23 protein-coding genes are annotated in these 22,343 nt (G+C 56.5%); 10 read left to right on the top strand and 13 right to left on the bottom strand.

All coding sequences use genetic code 11. The features are described from left to right. Positions 1–11 precede the first annotated feature (11 nt). Positions 12–680 carry a DUF3313 domain-containing protein gene (locus K7H21_RS13410; protein WP_004120852.1) on the bottom strand — a complete coding sequence of 223 codons (669 nt, stop codon included), beginning with the start codon at positions 678–680 and terminating at the stop codon, positions 12–14. A 137-nt stretch (positions 681–817) separates the two neighbouring features. Further along, positions 818–2,410: an ABC transporter substrate-binding protein gene (locus K7H21_RS13405; protein ID WP_004120855.1), complete on the bottom strand. Its 1,593-nt coding sequence runs from the start codon at positions 2,408–2,410 to the stop codon at positions 818–820. 113 nt (positions 2,411–2,523) lie between these two features. On the opposite strand from K7H21_RS13405, the gene pepT reads away from it, so the two are divergent. Next, a complete protein-coding gene (gene pepT, locus K7H21_RS13400; protein ID WP_049113752.1) occupies positions 2,524–3,753 on the top strand; it encodes a peptidase T in 1,230 nt (409 codons plus the stop codon). Here pepT and tehB read toward each other — a convergent pair. Next, complete coding sequence (gene tehB / locus K7H21_RS13395) at positions 3,750–4,346, bottom strand: tellurite resistance methyltransferase TehB (protein ID WP_004120858.1); 597 nt, start codon at positions 4,344–4,346, stop codon at positions 3,750–3,752. The two genes, pepT and tehB, sit on opposite strands and share 4 nt — an antisense overlap. Positions 4,347–4,348: 2 nt before the next feature. Next, a complete protein-coding gene (gene tehA / locus K7H21_RS13390) occupies positions 4,349–5,347 on the bottom strand; it encodes a dicarboxylate transporter/tellurite-resistance protein TehA (protein WP_049113753.1) in 999 nt (332 codons plus the stop codon). 110 nt (positions 5,348–5,457) lie between these two features. On the opposite strand from tehA, the gene ydcK reads away from it, so the two are divergent. Then, complete coding sequence (gene ydcK, locus K7H21_RS13385) at positions 5,458–6,438, top strand: YdcK family protein (protein WP_004120864.1); 981 nt, start codon at positions 5,458–5,460, stop codon at positions 6,436–6,438. Between the two features lie 119 nt (positions 6,439–6,557). Here the strand turns inward: ydcK and rimL are convergent, their stop codons facing one another. From rimL to hglS, 5 genes are all read right to left on the bottom strand, one after another. Further along, entirely contained in the window at positions 6,558–7,142 is a 585-nt protein-coding gene (gene rimL / locus K7H21_RS13380; protein ID WP_004120867.1) for a 50S ribosomal protein L7/L12-serine acetyltransferase, read from the bottom strand. A gap of 75 nt (positions 7,143–7,217) precedes the next feature. Further along, a complete protein-coding gene (locus K7H21_RS13375) occupies positions 7,218–8,873 on the bottom strand; it encodes a glucan biosynthesis protein D (protein ID WP_049114504.1) in 1,656 nt (551 codons plus the stop codon). A 270-nt stretch (positions 8,874–9,143) separates the two neighbouring features. Next, positions 9,144–9,767, bottom strand: coding sequence for an isochorismate family cysteine hydrolase YcaC (gene ycaC / locus K7H21_RS13370; protein ID WP_004120873.1), 624 nt, complete (start codon positions 9,765–9,767; stop codon positions 9,144–9,146). 172 nt (positions 9,768–9,939) lie between these two features. After that, entirely contained in the window at positions 9,940–11,448 is a 1,509-nt protein-coding gene (locus tag K7H21_RS13365) for a carboxylesterase/lipase family protein (protein ID WP_223035850.1), read from the bottom strand. 42 nt (positions 11,449–11,490) lie between these two features. After that, positions 11,491–12,834: a 2-oxoadipate dioxygenase/decarboxylase HglS gene (gene hglS / locus K7H21_RS13360; protein WP_049114505.1), complete on the bottom strand. Its 1,344-nt coding sequence runs from the start codon at positions 12,832–12,834 to the stop codon at positions 11,491–11,493. A 239-nt stretch (positions 12,835–13,073) separates the two neighbouring features. On the opposite strand from hglS, the gene pcaH reads away from it, so the two are divergent. From pcaH to K7H21_RS13335, 5 genes are all read left to right on the top strand, one after another. After that, a complete protein-coding gene (pcaH, locus tag K7H21_RS13355) occupies positions 13,074–13,814 on the top strand; it encodes a protocatechuate 3,4-dioxygenase subunit beta (protein ID WP_004120877.1) in 741 nt (246 codons plus the stop codon). Next, positions 13,811–14,431 (top strand): protocatechuate 3,4-dioxygenase subunit alpha, encoded by a 621-nt coding sequence (pcaG, locus tag K7H21_RS13350; protein ID WP_004120878.1) that lies wholly within the window; start codon positions 13,811–13,813, stop codon positions 14,429–14,431. The genes pcaH and pcaG overlap by 4 nt, the downstream gene beginning before the upstream one ends. A 174-nt stretch (positions 14,432–14,605) precedes the next feature. After that, positions 14,606–15,529, top strand: a complete 924-nt coding sequence (locus K7H21_RS13345) for a LysR substrate-binding domain-containing protein (protein WP_004120879.1) — start codon at positions 14,606–14,608, stop codon at positions 15,527–15,529. Between the two features lie 292 nt (positions 15,530–15,821). After that, positions 15,822–18,194, top strand: coding sequence for a membrane-bound PQQ-dependent dehydrogenase, glucose/quinate/shikimate family (locus K7H21_RS13340; protein WP_049115541.1), 2,373 nt, complete (start codon positions 15,822–15,824; stop codon positions 18,192–18,194). 172 nt (positions 18,195–18,366) lie between these two features. Further along, positions 18,367–18,645 (top strand): hypothetical protein, encoded by a 279-nt coding sequence (locus tag K7H21_RS13335; RefSeq protein WP_004120883.1) that lies wholly within the window; start codon positions 18,367–18,369, stop codon positions 18,643–18,645. Between the two features lie 51 nt (positions 18,646–18,696). Here K7H21_RS13335 and K7H21_RS13330 read toward each other — a convergent pair whose 3' ends face one another. From K7H21_RS13330 to cybB, 3 genes are all read right to left on the bottom strand, one after another. Next, positions 18,697–19,815 carry an S-(hydroxymethyl)glutathione dehydrogenase/class III alcohol dehydrogenase gene (locus tag K7H21_RS13330; protein ID WP_049115543.1) on the bottom strand — a complete coding sequence of 373 codons (1,119 nt, stop codon included), beginning with the start codon at positions 19,813–19,815 and terminating at the stop codon, positions 18,697–18,699. A 22-nt stretch (positions 19,816–19,837) separates the two neighbouring features. Beyond that, positions 19,838–20,113 carry a metal/formaldehyde-sensitive transcriptional repressor gene (locus K7H21_RS13325; RefSeq protein ID WP_004101746.1) on the bottom strand — a complete coding sequence of 92 codons (276 nt, stop codon included), beginning with the start codon at positions 20,111–20,113 and terminating at the stop codon, positions 19,838–19,840. A 169-nt stretch (positions 20,114–20,282) separates the two neighbouring features. Beyond that, positions 20,283–20,810, bottom strand: a complete 528-nt coding sequence (cybB, locus tag K7H21_RS13320; RefSeq protein ID WP_004120888.1) for a cytochrome b561 — start codon at positions 20,808–20,810, stop codon at positions 20,283–20,285. Between the two features lie 225 nt (positions 20,811–21,035). Between cybB and K7H21_RS13315 the strand changes: the two genes are divergently transcribed. Further along, positions 21,036–21,278: a DinI-like family protein gene (locus tag K7H21_RS13315; RefSeq protein ID WP_004120890.1), complete on the top strand. Its 243-nt coding sequence runs from the start codon at positions 21,036–21,038 to the stop codon at positions 21,276–21,278. Positions 21,279–21,299: 21 nt separating this feature from the next. Next, positions 21,300–21,464 carry a hypothetical protein gene (locus K7H21_RS13310; protein ID WP_004120892.1) on the top strand — a complete coding sequence of 55 codons (165 nt, stop codon included), beginning with the start codon at positions 21,300–21,302 and terminating at the stop codon, positions 21,462–21,464. A gap of 132 nt (positions 21,465–21,596) precedes the next feature. Here K7H21_RS13310 and K7H21_RS13305 read toward each other — a convergent pair whose 3' ends face one another. After that, the gene (locus K7H21_RS13305) at positions 21,597–21,794 is read right to left on the bottom strand and encodes a hypothetical protein (protein ID WP_004120895.1); all 198 of its coding nucleotides are present in this window, start codon (positions 21,792–21,794) and stop codon (positions 21,597–21,599) included. A gap of 279 nt (positions 21,795–22,073) precedes the next feature. Here K7H21_RS13305 and ydfZ point away from each other — a divergent pair, with 279 nt between their 5' ends. Continuing rightward, the gene (gene ydfZ / locus K7H21_RS13300) at positions 22,074–22,277 is read left to right on the top strand and encodes a putative selenium delivery protein YdfZ (protein ID WP_004120898.1); all 204 of its coding nucleotides are present in this window, start codon (positions 22,074–22,076) and stop codon (positions 22,275–22,277) included. Positions 22,278–22,343 lie beyond the last annotated feature (66 nt).

Genomic DNA, 22,343 nt, shown 5'->3' with positions numbered 1-22,343 from the left:
ATGAACCTTGCTTAGCGGTTATTCGGATCGAATTTCACCGCGTCAATCGCCATATCGTCTATCACCTGCTTCAGCGTCTCGACGGTGAGCGGGGTATTTTCGTTGGACAGATTTTTGCCTTCGCCTTTACGAACCACTTTGATGACCGGCTTTTTGGTCGCGGCATCAATCAGTTCACCTTCAAAGTACAGGTTGGTATCCATGGTACGGTGACCGGTTGCCGCCTGGGTACCGGCGATAATCATCGCGACCGGGATCACTTCGTAGAACTGCAGGCCTTCTTTGCTGGAATCCACGCCGGTAATGGCGCCGCGGAAGATCAGGCTGCGCTTACCTGCGGTGGTAGCCAGCGGTTTACGCTCGGAAATAGCCTGTTTCATCTCTTTATTGGTGTAACTCAGGATATCGTTGAGCGCCTTCTCGCCCACCTGAGTGGTCGGTTTCGGTACCGGGTAGTAGGTGATCGGATTATAAACAACGTTGTCATAGTTGCTCGGATTGTAATCCGGAGAAATCCAGCGCAGTTCCGGTTTGCCGGATGCCGAGGTGGTTTCTTTTAAGTTAGAGTAATCTTTTAAAAATCCCGAATATTGTTCCGGTTTAGCGATTTTAGATGAGCAGCCGGCCAATGCTAACAGGCCAGCGAGCGCGGCGACCTTAAAAAATAACTGAGTACGCATATAGGTTAATCCCTGTGAATACCATTTCGGCAAGAGTTATAGCAAATAACACGGGTAAGTTTTGTGACAAAAAGGGTGCTACGTCAAGTAGTGCAATAAAATAAACCCGCCGTTGCCGGCGGGCTATCTTTAGCCGTTTATCTGATATCAACCTGATAAAAAATATGCTTGCCAAAGGGGTCTATTTCGTAGCCGGAGACATTTTTTCGCACCGGTTCAAATATTGTCGAGTGGGCAATCATTACTGCCGGCATCTGATCGTGCATCATCTGTTGCGCCTGAAGATAGAGCGCTTCGCGTTTTTGGCGGTCGGTTATCGATTTTGCTTCGGCAATTATTTTATCAAATGGCTGATAGCACCATTTTGCCGAGTTCGATCCACCCTTCGCCGACTGGCAGGTAAATAATGGGCCGAAGAAGTTATCCGGGTCGCCGGTGGCGGTGGTCCAGCCCATCAGCGCCGCCTGATGTTCGCCATCCTTCACCCGCTTTAAGTATTCACCCCACTCATAGGTTGTAATGGTAGTTTGCACGCCGATTTTCGCCCAGTCGGCCTGAATCATCTCGGCCATACGTTTGGCGTTCGGGTTATAGGGTCGCTGCACCGGCATCGCCCACAGATCGATGGTAATGGGCCCCGCAACGCCCGATTCCGCCAGCAGCGCTTTGGCCTTCTGCGGATCGTATTCATAATCCTTAAGCTGGCTATCCGCGCTCCATACGCCCGGCGGCAGCAGGTTTTTCGCCACCGTACCGGTACCGTGGAATACCGCCTCAATAATCGCCGGTTTATTAATCGCCATCGCTAACGCCTGGCGCACCTTCACGTTGTCCAGCGGCGCTTTTTGGGTGTTAAAAGCAAGGAAGCCGGTGTTAAGACCCGCTTTGCTCATCAGGTTGATCGCATTGTTCTCTTTCATTCGCGGCAGATCGGCCGGATTAGGGAACGGCATCACCTGGCACTCGTTTTTCTCCAGCTTGGCGTAACGTACCGAGGCGTCCGGCGTGATGCTGAAAATGAGACGGTCGATCTGCGCCTTCCCCTGCCAGTATTCCGGGAACGCGGTGAAAAGAATACGGGAATCTTTTTGATATTGCGCGAGCCTGAAAGGACCGGTACCAATCGGGTCCATATCCACACGCTCTGGCGTACCGGCTTTTAACATCGCATCGGCATATTCCGCCGATAAAATAGAGGCGAAATACCAGGCAAGATCGGCGACAAATGGCGCTTCGGCATGAGCCAGCGTGAAACGCACCGTATATTCATCAGGCTTATCAATCGCGGTAATTAACTGGCCAAATTCCAGGCTCTCAAAATTAGAATAATTGCCGCTGGAGATATTGTGATAAGGGTGTTGAGGATCCTTTTGCCGCATAAACGAAAAAATAACGTCGTCGGCATTAAAATCACGGCTGGGTTTAAAATATTTATTACTCTGGAATTTAACGCCTTTGCGTAAATGGAACGTATAAACTTTGCCATCCTCGCTGACTTCCCAGCTCTCAGCGAGGCTCGGCACCAGTTCCGTAGTGCCGACTTTAAAATCGACCAGCCGGTTATAAACAGGCACCGCGCTGGCGTCCACGCTGGTCCCGGAGGTGTAGAGTTGAGGGTTAAAATTTTCCGGCGATCCTTCTGAGCAGTAGACCAGCGTTTTTGCGCTAATGGCCGAGCTGGCCGTCAGGGCCGCTAACGCCAGAGCAAGCGTCGTTAATCTGCGTTGCATAGGTTTTCCTTTTTAATTTGTCAGCTAATGAATAGCTTGTTGTTTTCCCTTTCATACATAACACTAAAGTCTGATTGCAAACACCTGAAAACTCGAATAAAGAAGGAATCACTATGTCATCAGCCTTGGCCAGTCAATTAACCCAACGCTTCTTTCGCTACCTGGCGATAACCAGCCAAAGCGACCCGCGAGCCACGACTCTGCCCACCACCGCCGGGCAACACGCGATGGCGCAGGCGCTTGCGGATGAACTACGCCAGCTGGGGCTGGATGAGATTGTGATTGACCAACACGCAACCGTCACGGCGGTGAAAAAGGGTAATGTCGCAGGCGCCCCGCGGATTGGCTTTATTACCCACATCGATACCGTTGACGTCGGGCTGTCGCCGGATATTCATCCACAAATTCTGCGATTTACTGGTGAAGATCTCTGTTTGAACAGGGAAAAAGATATCTGGCTGCGCGTCGCCGAGCATCCGGAAATCCTCGCGTATCCTGATGAAGAGATTATCTTTAGCGACGGTACCAGCGTGCTCGGGGCGGATAACAAATCCGCCGTGACGGTAGTGATGACGCTGCTGGAGAACCTGACGCCGGAGCACCGCCACGGCGATATCGTAGTGGCGTTTGTGCCGGATGAGGAAGTGGGTCTGCGCGGTGCGAAAGCGCTGGATCTCGCGCGCTTTGCCGTCGATTTTGCCTGGACCATCGACTGCTGCGAGCTTGGGGAAATCGTCTATGAGAACTTTAACGCCGCCGCCGCGGAAATTCGCTTTACCGGCGTGACCGCCCACCCAATGTCGTCAAAAGGGGTGCTGGTGAATCCGCTGCTGATGGCCACCGATTACATGAGCCATTTCGATCGCCAGCAAACGCCGGAGCATACCGCCGGACGCGAGGGTTACGTGTGGTTTAACGGCATCCAGGGCGATCAGAACAGTACCCTGCTGCAGGCCAGCATTCGCGATTTCGACCTTGAAAGCTTTACTCGCCGTAAGCAGCAGATTGGCGAGGTGGCGCAGCAAATCGCCGCGCAGTATCCTACGGGCCACGTGGAATACCAGGTGAGCGATATTTACAGCAATATCAGCAACGCCGTTGGCGAAGACCGCCGGGCTATTGACCTGCTATTTGAAGCGATGGAAAGCTTAGGCATCACGCCAAAACCGACGCCGATGCGCGGCGGCACCGACGGCGCGGCCCTGTCGGCAAAAGGCGTATTAACGCCCAATTTCTTTACCGGCGCGCACAACTTCCACTCGAAATTTGAGTTTCTGCCGCTGCGCGCCTTTGAGGCGTCTTATCAGACCGCGCTACAGCTCTGCCTGTTAGCGGCGCGTTAAGCCAGCTTTCGCGCCAGCATCGTGGCGAAACGCAGCTTAATCCGCTTACCGTTGGCGTCGGTGCGGTGGAGTTCACCGACGTCTTCGTTATATTTGAGCAACGTCCAGCCTGAATAATAGTTGCGCAGCTCTTCCGGTTTAAACGCGAACGGGAAGCCAACGGTGCACGGAAAATCGTCGGTATCCATGGCCGCAACAATCAGATTGTAGCCGCCGGGCCGGGTGCAGCGCTGCATGTTGGCAATCAGACCCGGGATGGTCTTCGCTTCCAGGAACATCATCACCACGGTCGAAAGAATAAAGTCATACTCGCCGTCAAAACTGAGGGCGTTAAGGTCCTTAATCGCCGTCCGCAGATTCTCCAGCCCTTCCGCCTGACGAATACGCTCAAGATTGCCGATGCTGGCCGGATTTTTATCCCATGCGGTGACGTCAAACCCGTTGGCCGCCAGGTAGAGGCTATTGCGCCCGTTGCCGCAGCCCAGATCCAGCGCCTTGCCCGGCGCAATCAGCGTGGCGGCGTGCAGTACCTCGGAGTGGGTGCGGGTCATTCCATATTTGTCGGTGAAGTAATTTTCGTCGCGAAGAGTCATGGTTAATCCTTGTTTTTTAATAACGTGTCGCGTTCGACGCGAATCAGCAGTTTACCGCGCATCAGCAGCAGGAAGGTACGAATCAGCAGCAGCCCAACGATCAGATTGGTAAAGAGAAACAGCGGGAGCGCGAGGGTGTGGAAAAAGCCGTCCGGATGCTGATGACTGAGATGCAGGCCGGTGGTCGCCAACGCGGAAACGCCGAATGAGAAGCTCCAGAACGAGGCGTTAAACGGCTGGCGCAGGTACCACGGCATCAGGCGCAGCATAAACAGCAGCTGAAGCAGACCATAGCCGAACAGCAGCTTAGCGAAGGTATCCGCCTCGCCGCCGTTCACGCTCAGCCAGGCGCTGCACGCCACCAGCGCCGGAGCCAGCTGAATGCCGAGCGATGTACGCATGGCCATCGGCAGTTCTCCGTCGCTACGCAGGCGTTGCAGAATCACCGGTTCAAGGCTAAGCCAGGAGAATAATCCGGCGCCAAGAAACACCAGTCCGGCGTCGGTAAAGCCCAGCGCGCCGCAGGCCATGGCGCTGATAAAGTTGTTTGCCACCGTCGGCAGATAGAGGCCCGGGGTGGTCGCCTCGTTGGGATGGCTCCCCCGCCATAGCCCGGCGCTCTGCCAGGCCGCATAGCTCAGTTGCAATACTACGCCAATGCTGAATAACACCAGAGACAGCGGACGCAGCCAGGGTACAAAACCGATAGCGACCAGCATCGTGGTGGCCGGAAACAGGCTGACAAAACTGCTGGCGACCGGATGGCGCATCTCCTGCACTACGCTGTGCGGGAAACGGACTGCCCGGCCGATAAAAGCCAGCGCCAGCAGCGCCCAGATGACCGTTGCCGTGACCACCAGACCGTCGCCGACGATCCGGCTCACCGGCAAGATCGTGCTGGCGTAGCGCCAGGCGAAGCCCATGCCGATAATGCCCAGAACCATACCAAAATAGCCCGCCGGAAGATTCAGCACCCGGCTCGCGCCCTGCTTTTTATTCATTTTGTTTAAACTTTCAATTTATCTTAAGTTGCATTCTAAAAGAACCTTCAAAAACGCGCTACGGCGTTTTTTGCTATGTTTATGTTAACCATATGTAATGAGTAAGGCCGATGCGCAAATATTCCCTCAGCGAACAGGTTCGCCCGTTTCACTACCAGACAGACGGCATTAAACATAGCGTAAATCTGCGGCAAATTATCGCCTTGCGGGATTTCGCCGACGTGAAAACCGGCGACGAAGGCGGCTGGATCGATGATGAGGCCGCCCTGAGCCATGACGGCGAGTGCTGGATTTATGACGCCAATAGCGCCGTTTTTGCCGGTGCGAAAATCGAGGGCAACGCGCGCTTAATCGGCGAGTGTATTATCAGCCTGGGGGCGATTATCAGCGATAATGTCCGACTGGATAGCGTACACGTTAGCCACTCCGCGCGAATAAGTGACAACGTCACCGTTTCGCATTCGCAGATTCGCGGATATTGTCACCTGGCCGACAATGCGCGCATTCTCCCCCACTGTCATATTATCGCCGCCCGGGGCCTGACCGCAGACAATGATAAAATCCTGCGGATTTATCAGCGGGCGACGGTCAGCGCATCGAGAATCGTTCACCAGGCGCAAATTTACGGCGATGCCTTTGTCGAACACGCGTTTGTTGAGCATCGGGCGGAAATCTTCGACCAGGCGCGGCTGGAGGGCAACGATGAGAACGACGTCTGGGTCTGCGATAACGCCAGGGTATACGGTAACGCGAAGATTATCGCCGGCCGTGAAGAGGACGCCATCCCCACCCTGCGCTACAGTTCGCAGGTGGCGGAGCATGCGGTGGTCGAAGGCAACTGCCTGCTGAAGCATCGGGCGATGGTCGGTGGACATGCGTACCTGCGCGGCGGGCCAATTCTGCTTGACGATAGCGTGTTAATTGAAGGCCATGCGGTCATTTGCGGCGATGTGGTGATTGAACATCAGGTGACGATCGGCGATCGGGCGCGAATTGAGGCCAGCGCAGGCGACGCCATTTATATCCGCGGGGAGAAAGTAATAAACGGAGACGAGCATTTTACCCGCACGCCCATTGTCGGCTTTCTGTGACCTTTGCTCCCGACCGCGTGGTTTATCAGCTTCAGGCCCCTGCGCGCTATTCCCGGGGCGGCGCTCAACGCGCCTTGCCCGGGCTGCATGTCCGTACGGCCTGTAGCCCGGGTAAGGCGTCAGCCGCGACCCGGGAACTGCTCAGAGCGACAATCAATAATGCGCCCGTAGATATTCTGGTCATCATACGAACCGTTCAGATACTCGGCCTGCTTCAGGCACCCTTCGAGGGTGAAACCGTTACGCAGAGCGACCTGATTGCTTCTCTGGTTTGCTACCCGACATTTAATCACGAAGCGGCGAACCGTCCCGCTGCGGGCAAAAAAGTCCATCAGCGCCTGCAGCGCCTGAGAGAGCAGCCCCTGCCCCTGATGGCTCTCATCAATCCAGTAGCCGATATAGGCGGTCTTATTGATCGGCTCAATCTGGTTAAACGACAGCACGCCGACGATCTCTTCCTGCAGAAAGAGCAAAAACATTTTGGCGTAACCGCGCTGGTGCAGCATCACGTTGCCCTGCACGTGGCGGCGGGTTTCATCTTCGTGACTGACGTCAGCGGGCCAGCTCAGCGATTGCTGGAGCCAGCGCTGGTTTTTCATTACCAATTGGTGCAACTCCGTCACGTAGCGCTCATCCACCGCGCGCAGGGAGAGCGATGCCGTGACGGGAATGCGTTCGATCGAAGCGGTATTTTCGGCAGACATGGCGCACTCTGATTAATCGTCTGATAAAAAGAAAAACGCCCGCAGACTCACCTCGGCGGGCGGAGTGACGGGCTATTACTTCATGACCCGGTCATCGACATAGTTGCGTTTATCCGGCGCTGGCGGGAAGTACTGATACAGCCAGGTTTCACTGATCGCCTCACCCTGGCAGCGCAGGAACATGCGCATCTCGACCGGGTCGGTCGAATCAGAGGTCGGGTACCAGTCAAACTGGATACGATAACCATCAAACGGTTCCACGTAGAGAATCTCTATCTGCTTCGCTTCGCCGCTCGACAGGGTAATCACCGGCTCGATACCTCTTGGCGCAGCGGCCTTCAGGTCGCCGCCGACGAAATCGATGGCAAAACGACGGGTCCATTTATCCGGGTAGTGCTCACCCGGCGCCCAGCCTTCAGGGAAACCACCCATGCCGGTACGCGTCGCCAATACCCGCGCCAGCGGCGAACGGACCGGCGGCTGCGCGCTCCAGTAGAGTCGATAGCGGAAGTCCAGCTCATCCCCGGCTTTCACCGGCTTCTCGGGTTGCCAGAAGCAAACGATATTGTCCAGCGTTTCACCGGTCGTCGGGATCTCCATCAGGTTGACGGCCCCTTTGCCCCACTGGTTGCGCGGCTCCACCCACAGGCTTGGGCGTTTGTTATACCAGCCCATAATATCCTGATAGTGGGAGAAATCGCGGTCCAGCTGCAGTAGGCCAAAACCACGCGGATTCTTATCCTGGAAAGCGTTGAACTGCAGCTTCTGCGGGTTGTTCAGCGGACGGCACACCCACTCGCCGTTGCCCAGCCACATCGACAGGCGGTCGGAGTCGTGGATCTGCGGATGGATAGTGTCGCACATCCTTCGTTCGTTATTGCCGCAGCTAAACATACTGGTCATCGGCGCGATGCCCAGCTGTTTGATGTCTTTACGCGCGTAGATGTGGTTTTCCACATCCATAATCACCTGCGTATCCTGACAGTTCACGACGAACTTATAGGCCCCGGTGACGCTTGGGCTATCGAGCAGCGCATAGACGGTAAATACCGTAGCTCCCGGTTTAACGGTCTCAAACCAGAAAGAGGTGAAGTCAGGGAATTCTTCCGGCGTATCGGTAAAGGTATCGATCGCCAGACCGCGGGCTGACAGTCCGTACTGATACGTGCTGTCCACCGCGCGGAAATAACTCGCGCCGAGGAAGGCGACGATATCGCGACGCGCCAGCTCCGGCGCTTTAAACACGCGGAATCCGGCAAAGCCGAGATCGCTCTGGCCTTCTAGTTGTTTGGTGTCGACGCCGGCGTCATTATATTTAAACAGCTCAGGGCGGAAGTGAATTTCCCGCGCCTGCTGGGTTTGCGAATCCAGGGAGAACATCCGCACGCGGCGGCGAAACCCCATCCCCACGTGGAAGAACTGAATGTCCAGCTTGCGCTCTTCAATATTATTCCACAGCGAATGCGCAGCATCGTACTGAATGCTGTTGTAGGCCTGGGGGGTCAGGTTTGCCAGGGTTGGCGGCAGATCGCGCGGCGCGCCGCCCCAGGGCTGACGCGCAAGATCGTGGGCCATCGACTGGAGTACGGAGTAATCAAAGCGACGGGTCTGACCGTCGGCAATTCCTGAGTCCTCGGCGAATGCGGCTTTTGAAAATAGAGAGGCGACTCCTGACGTTCCGCATACGGCGGCAACAGCCATGGAAGATTTGAGAAAACGTCTGCGGTTCATGCCTGAGAGAGCATCCTTCTTCATATGTGAATTGAGACGCGACGTAACAAACCCATGCGTCGTGAATGTCGCTCACTCTAGACAAAAACGATTAATAATCCAATTGTTGACGGCAGAAATGCGTGAAAAAAATATGTCCACCGGACCAGACCGAATTGCTGATATTCACAGGGCGGCGATGATTTCGCCAGGCAGCGATGCTTCACACGAAAGACAGCGCCAGCGAAACGTGACGGGAAGCGGCCAGACGAACGCTGGCCGCGAGAACGACTATTTTTGCTGCAGAAGGTTAAAACTGGTCATCAGGTTGCGATAGTCCGGAATATGGTTAGAGAACAGCGTCCCTAGCCCTTCAACATCATTCCGCCAGTCGCGGTGCAGTTCGCAGGCAACGCCGAACCACGACATCAGCTGCACACCAGCCTGCGACATACGATCCCAGGCGGCATCGCGGGTAATTGGGTTAAAGGTACCGGAAGCATCGGTCACGACAAAGACATCAAAGCCCTCTTCGATGGCCGACAGCGCCGGAAATGCCACGCAGACTTCAGTCACCACCCCGGCGATGATCAGCTGCTTCTTGCCCGTCGCCTTCACCGCCTTCACAAAATCTTCGTTATCCCAGGCGTTAATATTGCCCGGCCGCGCGATGTATGGCGCATCAGGGAACTGCGCTTTTAGTTCCGGCACCAGCGGACCGTTAGGGCCGTTCTCAAAGCTGGTGGTTAAGATGGTCGGCAGAGCGAAGTACTTCGCCAGGTCGCCAAGGGCAAGGACGTTGTTCTTGAATTTATCGGGATCGATATCGCGCACAAGAGAGAGCAATCCGGTCTGGTGATCGACCAGCAGCACGGCGGCATCATTTTTATCCAGACGAACATACGGTTTAGCCATGATTTCATCCTCATTTCAGCATCACATTTTCCGTCGGAACCTCGGTTCCGCGGATGTAGGGTTAACAGCACCGATCATAGTGTAATCACTGGCTGAGGATTAGCCGCCGAAAGTGGGACGCATCGTCCCATTTACAGAACACGCAGCGTCTTAAGGCATCTTCCGGGCAGCGTCAATCCAGGGTCACATGATGCTTCATCACCCGGCGAAACAGCGCCAGCCGCGCGCGCATAAAGCGGTTTTCCACCTTAAAACCGGCTCGTTTGTGCAGGCCAATACGCAACAAACGATCCCGACCGCGCACGCTGGCGGGCCAGCGCACCGCCCCTGGGAGATCGTGGCAGCCGTTACCGGCCACGCGGGCGAAGTTAGCCCAATAGTCGGCGACCTGGCCGGCAAAGGTCCGGTCGCGATCGTTAGCATACTGGCGTACCGGCTCGGCAAGATCGAGGTTGTCAAAAACGTATGCCACTTCATTCCCGTGCCATGCGCCGTGCGGATAGGTCTGGTGTTCCGCCTCGGCAACGTAGTCAAACCAGTAGCGCCAGCACGGTTGCCCTACCCGCTGCTGCGCCTGCATCACCACGTAGCCCAGGGTGGTGAACGCCATATCGCGGCAGACTTCACGCCCCAACGCTTCATCGCCTTTGACGCCGGGATACAGCAGTTTAATCAGCCCGAGACCCAAGCGCCGTTCGCGGCGAAGCTTCTGGATCTGTCCGGCGATATCGACGCCAAACACCGCCATCACGCTGGCCTCATCGCTGTTTGAACCAATCATCACCGGCAGCGGATGCTGACGCCCGCTAAAAAAGGTTTCCAGCATCGGCTGGGGCAGCACGGCATCGCCAACAATCGGCGCCGGGCCGATGGTAAGCGGCGCGGTCAGCGACCAGAACGCCTCTGCCGGAATCGCCCGCAGCTGTTCGGCGCTGGCCTGCGGTAAAGCGAAGTGTTCAGCGATAAGCTGCCCTTTGGCCAGCACCTTTTCCCGCGGCAGATCCGGCAAGGTATAGCCGCTCTGGATAATCGCTTTATGGAACAGTCCCCGGGATTTCGGCGAAACCATGAGCGACAGCACGCTGCGCGCCCCGGCGGACTCGCCGAACAGCGTGACGTTAGCCGCATCGCCGCCAAAAGCGTGAATGTTATCCTGAACCCATTGCAGGGCGGCAATTTGGTCAAGCAGCGCGAAATTATAGATGCGCTCGCCCGCTTCCTCCTCCAGCGCCGGATGGGCAAAAAAGCCCAGGTGCCCCAGCCGGTAGTTGACCGTCACCACGACAACGTCACGGGAGGCTAAGGCTTTGCCATCATAGGGCGGTAAACTTCCCGCGCCGATGGTATAGCCGCCGCCGTGCAGCCAGACCATCACCGGCAGCGGTTGCGCGCGCGAAGCGGGTGACCAGACGTTAAGGTAGAGGCAATCTTCGGAAAAACTGCCGGGATCGCCGCCGCCGAGCTCACGACAGTACTCAATATCTTGCCAACTGGAGGCCGAGAAAGTCTCCGCCCGGCGTACGCCCTGCCAGCGGGCGGCAGGCTGCGGCGCGCGCCAGCGAAGATCGCCGACGGGCGGCGCGGCATAGGGAATACCGCGCCAGATATGCATGTTCTCTTCAGAGGTGCCGGATAGTGTGCCCTGCCGGGTTTTCACCAGCGGGGTAGACGGATTCTGCATGGCCTGCTTCCTTTTACGACTCATGCCAGCAGAGTACTGATTTTACAGCAGACCGCAACGTCGTTTACTGCGCTCCTCCGCCTGCTGATAAAGGCCAAACTCATCGTAAACCGCACAGCCCAGCGCCTCCTCAAAGGCCTCGCGGCTGGCGTTGCCGTGGCTGCGGGCCTGTATCTCGTTACCCAGGTTGGACTGAAAAATCCCGGCGGCGCTGACCGGTAAAAAGTCTTCATAAATAATTGGTTGCGCGATAACCCAGCCGCGCTCAATCAGCCGCTGCGGATCGTCGCCCGGCCGAAAGGCCTGGCGGTGCGCCTCGCCTGCGGGCGTCAGGCGGTAACGAAAGTACGCCAGCCCCTGCTGACGCAGCAGGAATTCGCTGTCCGGGAACGGGCTAAACACCTCCTGCAGATGGCGCTGATGGTTAAGATTATCTTTGCCCACCCCCGCCTCGCTAAGCAGTCGGTCGTACAGAGCGCGGCCCTTCGGCGTCAAGGCGATGCCGCGCTGCTCTATTTCGCCAAAGCGGGCCGTATGGGTGCCGCGATGCTCCCCGGCAAACATCACCGGCTCTTCAAGGGCCTTAAAGCTGGTCTGGCGCAGCAAAATCGGCACATCGCGGCGCGGCGGGCCTTCTATTAACGCTTTCGGCGCGATACCGCATTCAGGCATCAGCGCCTGAACCCGGTCGATATCCAGCGTGCGCGGCGTCAGATGATTAATGTGACAGCCGGGGAAACAGACCACATCGGCAATCAGCCGGTGCTCTTCGTGCAGGGCGTGATAGGTTTCCTCATCGACAGTGGCATGTCGATGCCAGCGAAAGGTTTCCAGCGCCTGCTGCACAAATTCACGCGCCTCCGCGGCGGTGAACTCCCCCTTCTGTTCATGAAGTGCGATCAGTTCGCGACAGCGCGGCGTGAAGATATCACGCCGGGCAAGAATTTCCGCCGCCCGCTTGCGCAGCGCCTCATTGGCGATCAGCTCAAGGCGCAGGAGCGAGGTAAAAACGCGAAACGGATTGCGCGCCAGCGCCGCGTCATCGATGGGGCGAAACGCAGTGGAGTGAACCGGTACGCCGGCCTGCGACAGATCGTAATAGCTAACGGGATACATGCCCATAATGGCAAACATGCGACGCAGGGTCGCCAGTTCCTCCGCCGTACCGACGCGGATCGCGCCGTGGCGTTCAACGTTCAGCCGCGCCAGCTCATCGGCGTTGGCCAGTTGTTCGTGCAGCGTCGGGTTATTTTCCAGTATCGCCAGATTAACGTCGGCTACCAGCTCCAGTAGCGTCCCGTACTGCGGAACTTCCTGCTGGTACATCGCCGACATCGCCTGCGAAAAGCTTTCCCGAATCTCATCAGCCGTGATGGTGTTCGCCATGATGTCTTACCTCCAGTGAATTCTCCCTGGAGTGTAGGAAAGCTGTCTGAAGACGGCGGGAAGAATTTACAAACTGTGATGCCGGTAGCTGGCCGGTTTCTTTTCATCCGCTCACTTCATAACCACCGGTTATGTTAAACACCCTTTAATTTCACTTTAAATTAACAAAACATTTACACACACTGCATGTGGCGACATTACAACAACATGCCTCTCTACCGATAACACGGAGTCCCCTCATGAACGACAAATGGTCACCGCGCGAGGTCCTGCATCGCGACTACAGTAGCCATCCTCCCGCCTACGCGCCGGGCTACAAAACCAGCGTGCTGCGCTCGCCGCGCAATGCGCTCATTTCCCTGCAGAATTCACTTTCGGAGATCACCGGTCCGGTATTCAGCAGCGACGATCTCGGCGCACTTGATAACGACCTGATCCTGAACTACGCCAAAGACGGCCTGCCGATTGGTGAGCGGATTATCGTCCACGGCTACGTTCGCGATGGGTTTGGTCGGCCGATGAAAAATACGCTGGTCGAAGTCTGGCAGGCCAACGCTGGCGGCCGCTACCGGCATAAGAAAGATCAATATCTGGCGCCTATCGACCCGAACTTTGGCGGCTGCGGACGCGTGCTGACCGATGAGAACGGTTACTATTGTTTCCGCACCATCAAGCCCGGCCCCTATCCGTGGCGCAACCAGGTCAGCGACTGGCGTCCGGCGCATATTCACTTTTCGCTTTCCGGCGAAGCCTGGGCGCAGCGTCTTATCACCCAGATGTATTTCGAGGGCGACCCGCTGATTAAACAGTGCCCTATTGTCAAAACCATCAATAACGATGATGCCATCAGAACGCTGATCGCCGAGCTGGATACCCATGCCGCCGTCCCGCTGGACTCTCTGGCCTACCGTTTTGATCTCGTGCTGCGCGGTCATCGCGCAACGCTGTTTGAAAACCGCACGCAGGGGGCCGCCCGATGAGAGATTTTTTACCTGAAACCGCTTCGCAAACCGCTGGCCCTTATGTGCATATCGGCCTGGCGCCGGACGCCGCCGGCTTTCATATCTTTGAGAGAAACTTTGGTCCGACGCTGACGACGGCCGACACCGAGGGCGAACGCATTACTATTGAAGGTCGAGTCATCGACGGCTCCGGCACCCCGGTGCGCGATGTGCTGCTGGAAATATGGCAGGCCAACGCCGCCGGGCGCTATAACCATCCTGACGACCGACAGCAGGGTAAGAAGCTGGATACGGCATTTCGCGGCTGGGGACGCAGCTGCTCGGACTTCACCAGCGGCGTCTGGCGCTTTGAAACTATCAAACCCGGGGCCGTTGTTGGCCGCGATGGTCGCGCTATGGCGCCGCACGTCAATTTATGGGTGGTCGCCCGCGGGATTAATATTGGCCTCAACACGCGGATGTACTTCTCTGACGAACAGGACGCTAACCAGGCCGACCCGGTGCTGAATTTGATTGAGTGGGAAGTGCGCCGCCAGACCCTCATCGCCCAGCGCGAGGTGCGCGGGACGGAGATCGTTTACCGCTTCGATATTCATCTGCAGGGCGAAAACGAAACCGTCTTCTTCGATATCTGAATTTTCACTTCCTTTTTCCGCCCCTGCTGTCAAGGGGGCGGTACTTTAACGACAATGCCAATAAAATCAACTTGTAAAATAATAATATAAAATGTTAATAATATTTTGCTATGAAGTTAACAATTTTAAACGCCCTTACTTGTCATCGGTACACCTCTGTTTTTAACATTGATTATGCAAAAAAATGGTCTTTTCAGTCAGCGCATTCGCTTGCGCCATCTACATACCTTCGTGGCCGTCGCTCAACAGGGAACTCTTGGGCGCGCGGCTGAAACCCTTAATCTGAGCCAACCGGCCTTATCCAAAACGCTGAACGAACTGGAGCAACTCACCGGCACGCGGCTGTTTGAGCGGGGGCGCCTGGGCGCGCAGCTTACGCTGGTCGGCGAACAGTTTCTCACCCATGCGGTCAAAGTGCTCGACGCGCTCAATACCGCTGGTCAGGCGCTAAATCGTAAAGAAGGCCTCAACAGCGATATCGTACGTATCGGAGCGCTCCCCACCGCCGCGCTGGGGATCCTGCCCTCGGTGATCGGCCAGTTCCATCAGCAGCAAAAAGATATCACCCTTCAGGTCGCCACCATGAATAACACCATGCTGCTGGCGGGGCTAAAATCGGGAGAAATCGATATCGGCATCGGGCGAATGTCCGATCCGGAATTAATGAGCGGATTGAACTATGAACTGCTGTTTCTCGAATCCCTGAAGCTGGTGGTTCGTCCGGGACACCCTCTGCTGCAGGAAACCGTCACGCTGAGTCGGGTCATGGAGTGGCCGGTGGTGGTTTCGCCTAAAGGCACGCTGCCGCGACAGAACGCCGAAACCCTGCTGCAAAGCCAGGGCTGCAAAATCCCCACTGGCTGCATAGAGACGCTGTCGGCTTCACTGTCGCGCCAGCTCACCGTCGACTACGACTACGTATGGTTTGTCCCTTCCGGCGCGGTTAAAGACGACCTGCGTCGTGGGCTGCTGGCCGCGCTGCCGGTGCCCACCCAGGGCGCGGGTGAACCAATAGGGATCCTCACCCGAGTGGACGCCACGCTCACTGCGGGTACGCAAACCCTGCTCAGCGCTATTCGCAAATCCATGCCCGTCTGATCGCGTTCTCCCCGGCTTCGCGCGTCGGGGAGAGATAATCCGCCCGTTTTCCCTGCTGCTGCCCGGAACTATTCACCACAATATTCAATTAGTGCGAAATCATTCATTAACAATTGCGTAAATTTCTTTAACAGATCTATCATATCCGCGATTTCACCAAATGGTTCACATGAAATCAATAACAGTAAAAATTACGCTTTTATGAAGGTTATCATTACTTCATTCAAAAGAGTTCACTTGAAGAATTGATCTATCTGGTTCACACCTGTTCAGGGGTGGTGAAGGAGAAAAAATGGCAACTGACAACGCGCCGCGAGGGTTCCCCCGGATCCTACAGTGGCTTCTCGCCGGGCTGATGCTGATCATCGGCCTGGCTATCGGTATTCTTGGTGCGAAGCTCGCCTCCGTCGGCGGGACGTTCTATTTTGCGCTGATGGGCCTGGTGATGGTTATCGCCGCGGTGCTCATTTTCCGCAGCCGCCGCGGCGGTATCATGCTGTACGCCGTTGCGTTTGTCGCATCGATCGTCTGGGCGATTAGCGACGCGGGCTGGACCTACTGGCCGCTATTCTCCCGCCTGTTCGCCCTCGGCGTACTGGCCTTCCTTTGCGCGCTGGTCTGGCCGTTTCTTTCCCGCCAGCCGGCGAAAAAAGGGCCGGCATTTGGCCTGGCTGCGGTGCTCGCCGTGGTGCTGCTGGTCAGTTTCGCCTGGATGTTCAAATCCCAGCCGCTGGTCAGCGCCAGCGAGGCGGTGCCGGTTAAACCGGTCGCCGCAGGCGAGCAGCAGAAAAACTGGGCGCATTGGGGCAACACCACCCACGGCGACCGTTTTGCCGCCCTCGACCAGATTAACAAACAGAACGTCGACCAGCTGCAGGTCGCCTGGATCGCCCATACCGGCGATATTCCGCAGAGCAATGGCTCCGGCGCGGAAGACCAGAACACGCCGCTGCAGATTGGCGATACGCTTTACGTCTGTACGCCCTACAGCAAAGTGCTGGCGCTGGATGTCGATAGCGGCAAAGAGAAGTGGCGCTACGATTCAAAAGCCACCGCCCCCAACTGGCAGCGCTGCCGTGGTTTAGGCTATTACGAAGATAGCCAGGTTCAGGTTTCCCCTGCCGCCGACGCGCAGCCGGCCGCCTGCTCCCGTCGCCTGTTCTTGCCTACTACCGATGCCCGCCTGATCGCTATTGATGCCGACAACGGCAAACTGTGCGACGCCTTTGGCGACCACGGTATCGTTGATCTGAGCATTGGCATGGGCGAGATCAAAGCGGGTTACTACCAGCAAACCTCCACGCCGCTGGTGGCGGGTAATGTCGTGGTCGTTGGCGGTCGTGTGGCGGATAACTTCTCCACCGGCGAGCCTCCGGGCGTCGTTCGTGCCTATGACGTCCACACCGGGAAACTGGCGTGGGCATGGGATCCGGGCAACCCGGCGCTGACCGGAGAACCGCCGGCAGGCCAGACCTATACGCGCGGCACGCCGAACGTCTGGTCCGCCATGTCCTACGACGCGAAGCTGAATCTGATTTATCTGCCGACCGGTAACGCGACGCCGGACTTCTTTGGCGGCGAACGTACCGCGCTTGACGATAAATACAGTTCATCCATCGTGGCCGTTGACGCCACGACCGGCCAGGTCCGCTGGCATTATCAAACCACCCATCACGATCTGTGGGACTTCGACCTGCCTTCCCAGCCGCTGCTGTACGATCTGCCTGACGGTAAAGGCGGCACCACGCCGGTGCTGGTGCAAACCAGTAAGCAGGGCATGATCTTTATGCTTAACCGCGCCACCGGTGAACCGGTCGCTAAAGTCGAAGAACGTCCGGTTCCGGCCGGCAACGTTAAAGGCGAGCGCTACTCGCCTACCCAGCCTTACTCCGTCGGTATGCCGATGATTGGCAACGAGACGCTCACCGAGTCGGATATGTGGGGCGCGACGCCTGTCGACCTGCTGCTGTGCCGTATCCAGTTTAAAGAGATGCGCCACCAGGGCGTCTTCACCCCGCCGGGCGAGGACCGTTCGCTGCAGTATCCCGGCTCGCTGGGCGGGATGAACTGGGGCAGTGTATCGGTTGATCCGAATAACAGTCTGATATTCGTCAACGATATGCGCCTTGGCCTCGCCAACTATATGGTGCCGCGCGCCAAAGTGGCGAAGGACGCCAGCGGTATCGAAATGGGGATCGTGCCGATGGAAGGCACGCCGTTCGGCGCCATGCGCGAGCGTTTCCTGTCGCCGCTGGGTATTCCATGCCAGAAACCACCGTTCGGCACCATGTCAGCGGTTGATTTGAAAACCGGCAAACTGGTGTGGCAGGTTCCGGTAGGCACCGTTGAGGACACCGGCCCGCTGGGGATCCGCATGCATATGCCAATCCCCATCGGCATGCCGACGCTGGGTGCGTCGTTATCAACCCAGTCCGGTCTGCTGTTCTTTGCGGGCACTCAGGACTTCTACCTGCGCGCGTTTGATACCGCCAACGGGAAAGAGATCTGGAAATCGCGTCTGCCGGTCGGCAGCCAGTCCGGCCCGATGACCTACGTATCGCCGAAAACCGGTAAACAGTACATCATCATCAACGCGGGCGGCGCTCGCCAGTCGCCGGATCGCGGCGATTACATCATCGCCTACGCGCTCCCGGAGCAGAAGTAACCCTCAGGGCCCCAATCGGGGCCCTTTTTGCTGGCACAGTACCTAGTCTGGGCATTGCCCGGTGGCGCGATAGCAAAATCGTCTGCGCATCTCCCCCCAGCAAGCCATTCTTATTCCGTCATGTTATTATTGCGAATGGTTATCAATAATAAATACTGAACAAGGATAATGGATGAAGCGTTCAACCTGCCGCCTGCTCGCAGGCGCCATCATGTCGATAGCGGCCGCCTCGGCTCAGGCGTTAAAAGCCCCGGAAGTGGACCTGCGCGATCCGACGATTTGGCAAGAGAAAGCGGTATCTCCGCTCACCGCTCACCCACAGCCCTGCGAGGTGTTCAGCGGCCCGCACTGCGCGGTCTGGGAAGATGAGAAATCGGATATTCAACGTGAACGGGAGCGCCGGGAACAGCGGCGCTGGCAGAATGGTTATGAAAACCTGCGGCGGGAATAATCCCGCTAAAACGATAACCCGGGCACGCCCGGGTTATTTATTACCTGAAAATCAATTCTCGCCGAAATGAATAACGGTACGAATGGATTTACCTTCGTGCATCAGGTCAAAGGCTTCGTTGATGCGATCCAGCGGCATGCGGTGGGTAATAAACGGATCGAGACGAATTTTCCCCGCCATCGCCTCTTCAACCATTCCCGGCAGCTGCGTGCGCCCTTTCACGCCGCCGAACGCGGAGCCGCGCCAGACGCGCCCGGTCACCAGCTGGAATGGACGGGTTTTAATCTCCTGACCCGCGCCAGCGACGCCGATAATCACGCTTTCGCCCCAGCCTTTGTGGCAGCACTCCAGCGCCGCGCGCATCACGTTGACGTTACCGATACACTCGAAGCTAAAGTCGACCCCGCCGTCGGTGAGTTCAACAATCACATCCTGAACCGGCTTATCGTAATCATGCGGGTTGATAAAGTCGGTCGCGCCCATCTCTTTCGCGAGGGTGAATTTTTCCGGGTTGGTATCTACCGCCAGAATGCGCCCGGCTTTCGCCTGTACCGCGCCCTGGATCACCGCCAGGCCGATCCCGCCGAGGCCGAAGACGGCGACGGTATCGCCCTCTTTTACTTTCGCCGTATTGTGCACCGCGCCGATACCGGTCGTGACGCCGCAGCCCAGCAGACATACTTTATCCAGCGGCGCCTGCGGATTCACTTTTGCCAGCGAAATTTCGGCCACCACGGTGTATTCGCTGAAGGTGCTGGTGCCCATATAGTGATAAATCGGTTCGCCGTTGTAGGAGAAACGCGTGGTGCCGTCCGGCATCAGCCCCTTACCCTGGGTGGCGCGGACCGCCTGGCAGAGGTTGGTTTTGCCTGATTTACAGAACTTACATTCGCGGCATTCGGCGGTATACAAAGGAATAACGTGGTCGCCCGGCTGCAGACTGGTCACGCCTTCCCCGACTTCGACGACAATCCCGCCGCCTTCATGGCCCAGCACCGCCGGGAAAACGCCTTCCGGATCGTCGCCTGAGAGGGTAAAGGCATCGGTGTGGCATACGCCGGTATGGGTGATCTTGACCAGCACTTCGCCTTTTTTCGGCGGCGCGACGTCAATCTCAACGATTGAAAGCGGCTGGCCCGGGCCAAACGCGACGGCTGCACGTGATTTCATATCTCTCTTCCTCGTGGTGATTTTATTTTAAATAGGATCGTAGCAGATGCCCGACTTCCGCCATTCTGGCGGCGCGCTGATCGGGCGTCGTTTCGCCGCTGACCAGTTCGTCCTGTAGGTGAATTTCCACCATCTCCCCCATCAGTCCGTTAGCGGCGCCGCGTATTGAGGCGATTTGTTGCAGAATAGTCATACAGGGTTCGCCGGATTCAAGCGCCCGCTCAAGCGCTTCAACCTGGCCACGAATGCGCCGCACCCGGCTGAGGGCACGCTTTTTATCTTCAGGTGAATGTGGCATGGTTTCGCCCTCCATATCATATAGGGGGGTATACTATATTTATTATTGCCTTGAGGCAAATGGTTTCGCCGCTTTAACCGTAGCATAGCGGCGAGAATTTGCGCTTAGCTGAAGTTGAGGATCCCGAAGAAAGAGACAAAAAAACCCGCCGAAGCGGGTTTATCGAGGTTTAACGCCTGCGCGGCATCATCCGCAGCAGCGTGTTATCTTTCCACAAATAGTGGTGCATCAGCGCCGCCAGCGCGTGCAGGCCGATAATAAAGTAGCCGGTATTGGCCAGCACCTCATGCCACTCTTTCAGGGTATCCACCAGCTCAAAGTTGCTTTCCGCCGCATGCGGCATGGTCAGGCCAAAAGCAAACCAGGGGTTGCCGCGGTAGTACATCATGACCATGCCGATGGCCGGCAGCGCGATAAACAGCAGATAGATAACCAGATGCCCAAGATGCGCGAAGCCGGTCATCATCGGTGACGGTTTAGGCACAATCGGCGGCGCCGGAGATTTGAGGCGCACCAACAGACGCACCACCATCAGAACAAAAATAGAAATCCCGCAGGAGACGTGGATCATATTAAAAACGGGCCGCTCGCTGCGGGGGAAAAAGCCCCGCAGCTCCATTGCCGCGTAAGCGCCAATCACTAAAAAAAAGACCAGCCAGTGGATACCTATTTGTAGACCAGTGTATTTATCGCGCATGAGAAACCCTTAATAAAACGGTGATATCGCCAACATAAACACCTTTTATTAAAAATTCATTAACTTTTACGTACTTATAAAAAAACAATTGCCGGTTTCGCGCAGATAAAGCAAAAGCAGCGGGTTACCTGCGGCGCAGTAGTACGAGGAACGTATACCGCAACCTTGACGCTGTATATAATCACAGTACAATACGGTTTGCTATTACCATCAATGGGATAAAAAATGTTCGTAGAGCTGATTTATGACAAGAGAAATTTCGAAGGATTAGCCGGCGCTAAAGAGATCATTCTGACGGAATTGACGAAGCGAGTGCATCGCATTTTTCCCGATGCCGACGTTCGCGTTAAACCGATGATGACGCTGGCCTCCATCAATACCGACGCCAGCAAGCACGAGAAAGAACAGATCAGCCGCGCCGTGCAGGAAATGTTCGAAGAAGCCGACATGTGGATGCAGGAAGATTAACGGGCGATATTCGAGGACAAAATGAATACCTTCACCATTATAGCCATCCCCTTCTTCGCCGCAGCGATCGTCATGCTGACATTGGGGACAACCAGGAAAAGTCGTGCCTGCGCTATCGTGGGCGGCGTTTTGCTGGCCGCGACCGTGGTCAACGCGGTGACGGGCATGGCGCTACAGGGCGGGTAAGAGAATGAGTTTTGTTTGGTACATGGCGCTGATATGCGTTGCGATCGCCTATCTCATGATGCGCTTTCTCCCTGTTTAACCCCGGGTTTTCGCATACCCGGGCTTCATATAGCGTTCTTTTTACCGGCGGGATCATAACCCCTTACGCACCAGCGTCGCCGCCTGTTTAAAAATCTCGTCCTCGACGCCGTCCCCCTTCTGTCTTCCCAACCTCACCAGTTCTTCGACAATACTTTCCCGGTTAATAGGCTTCTGCCCAGAAACCAGGCCAATCACCGCCGCGCCGATGGCAAGACCAATCAGCCCCGTTTGTTCGTCTTTGTTCTTCATCGTTCCGCTCCGTTATGCCCGAAAAAAGTTTAGCAGCCGCACTCGCGACTGCAACCCGAGCATCCGCAGGCTTTGGCGCCAGCTAAAGCGACTTCAGAGGCCATACGGATGCAGGATCAGGCAAAGCCGGCCTCAGGCGCGTTAGCCTGCTGCGGGACGCTAAAAAGTGTGAAGTTGATCAAAAACAACAAAATGACGGTCTGAGAGGCGTATTTGTATTACCGCCGCGCCGGGACAGCCCGGAGCGTGACGACACGATGATGAAAAGGAGAAATAACCATGATCACATACGATCGTAACCGCAATCCTATTACCAACGGCAGCCAGGTGATGATTAATGGGACGGGCAAAACCGGTAAAATTATCGCTATCCATTCTACGGATTTAACTCCAGCCCAGCTGCGTCGAACTAAGACCGTTGAAGTTGAAGGGGCTGAAGGGAAGTTTGAACCGGTTGAACTGATCCGCCTTGGCCTCCACTAAGGAGGCGACAGCCGCTGCGGCATCGCCCAAACGCCGGCTATCGGCTGGCGATGCCCGGCAGTTTTA

This window comes from Klebsiella sp. CTHL.F3a (assembly GCF_019890895.1).
GTDB lineage: Bacteria > Pseudomonadota > Gammaproteobacteria > Enterobacterales > Enterobacteriaceae > Klebsiella > Klebsiella grimontii.
Note: the sequence above shows the minus strand (reverse complement) of the source record. Positions and strands in the feature narration are given on the sequence as shown.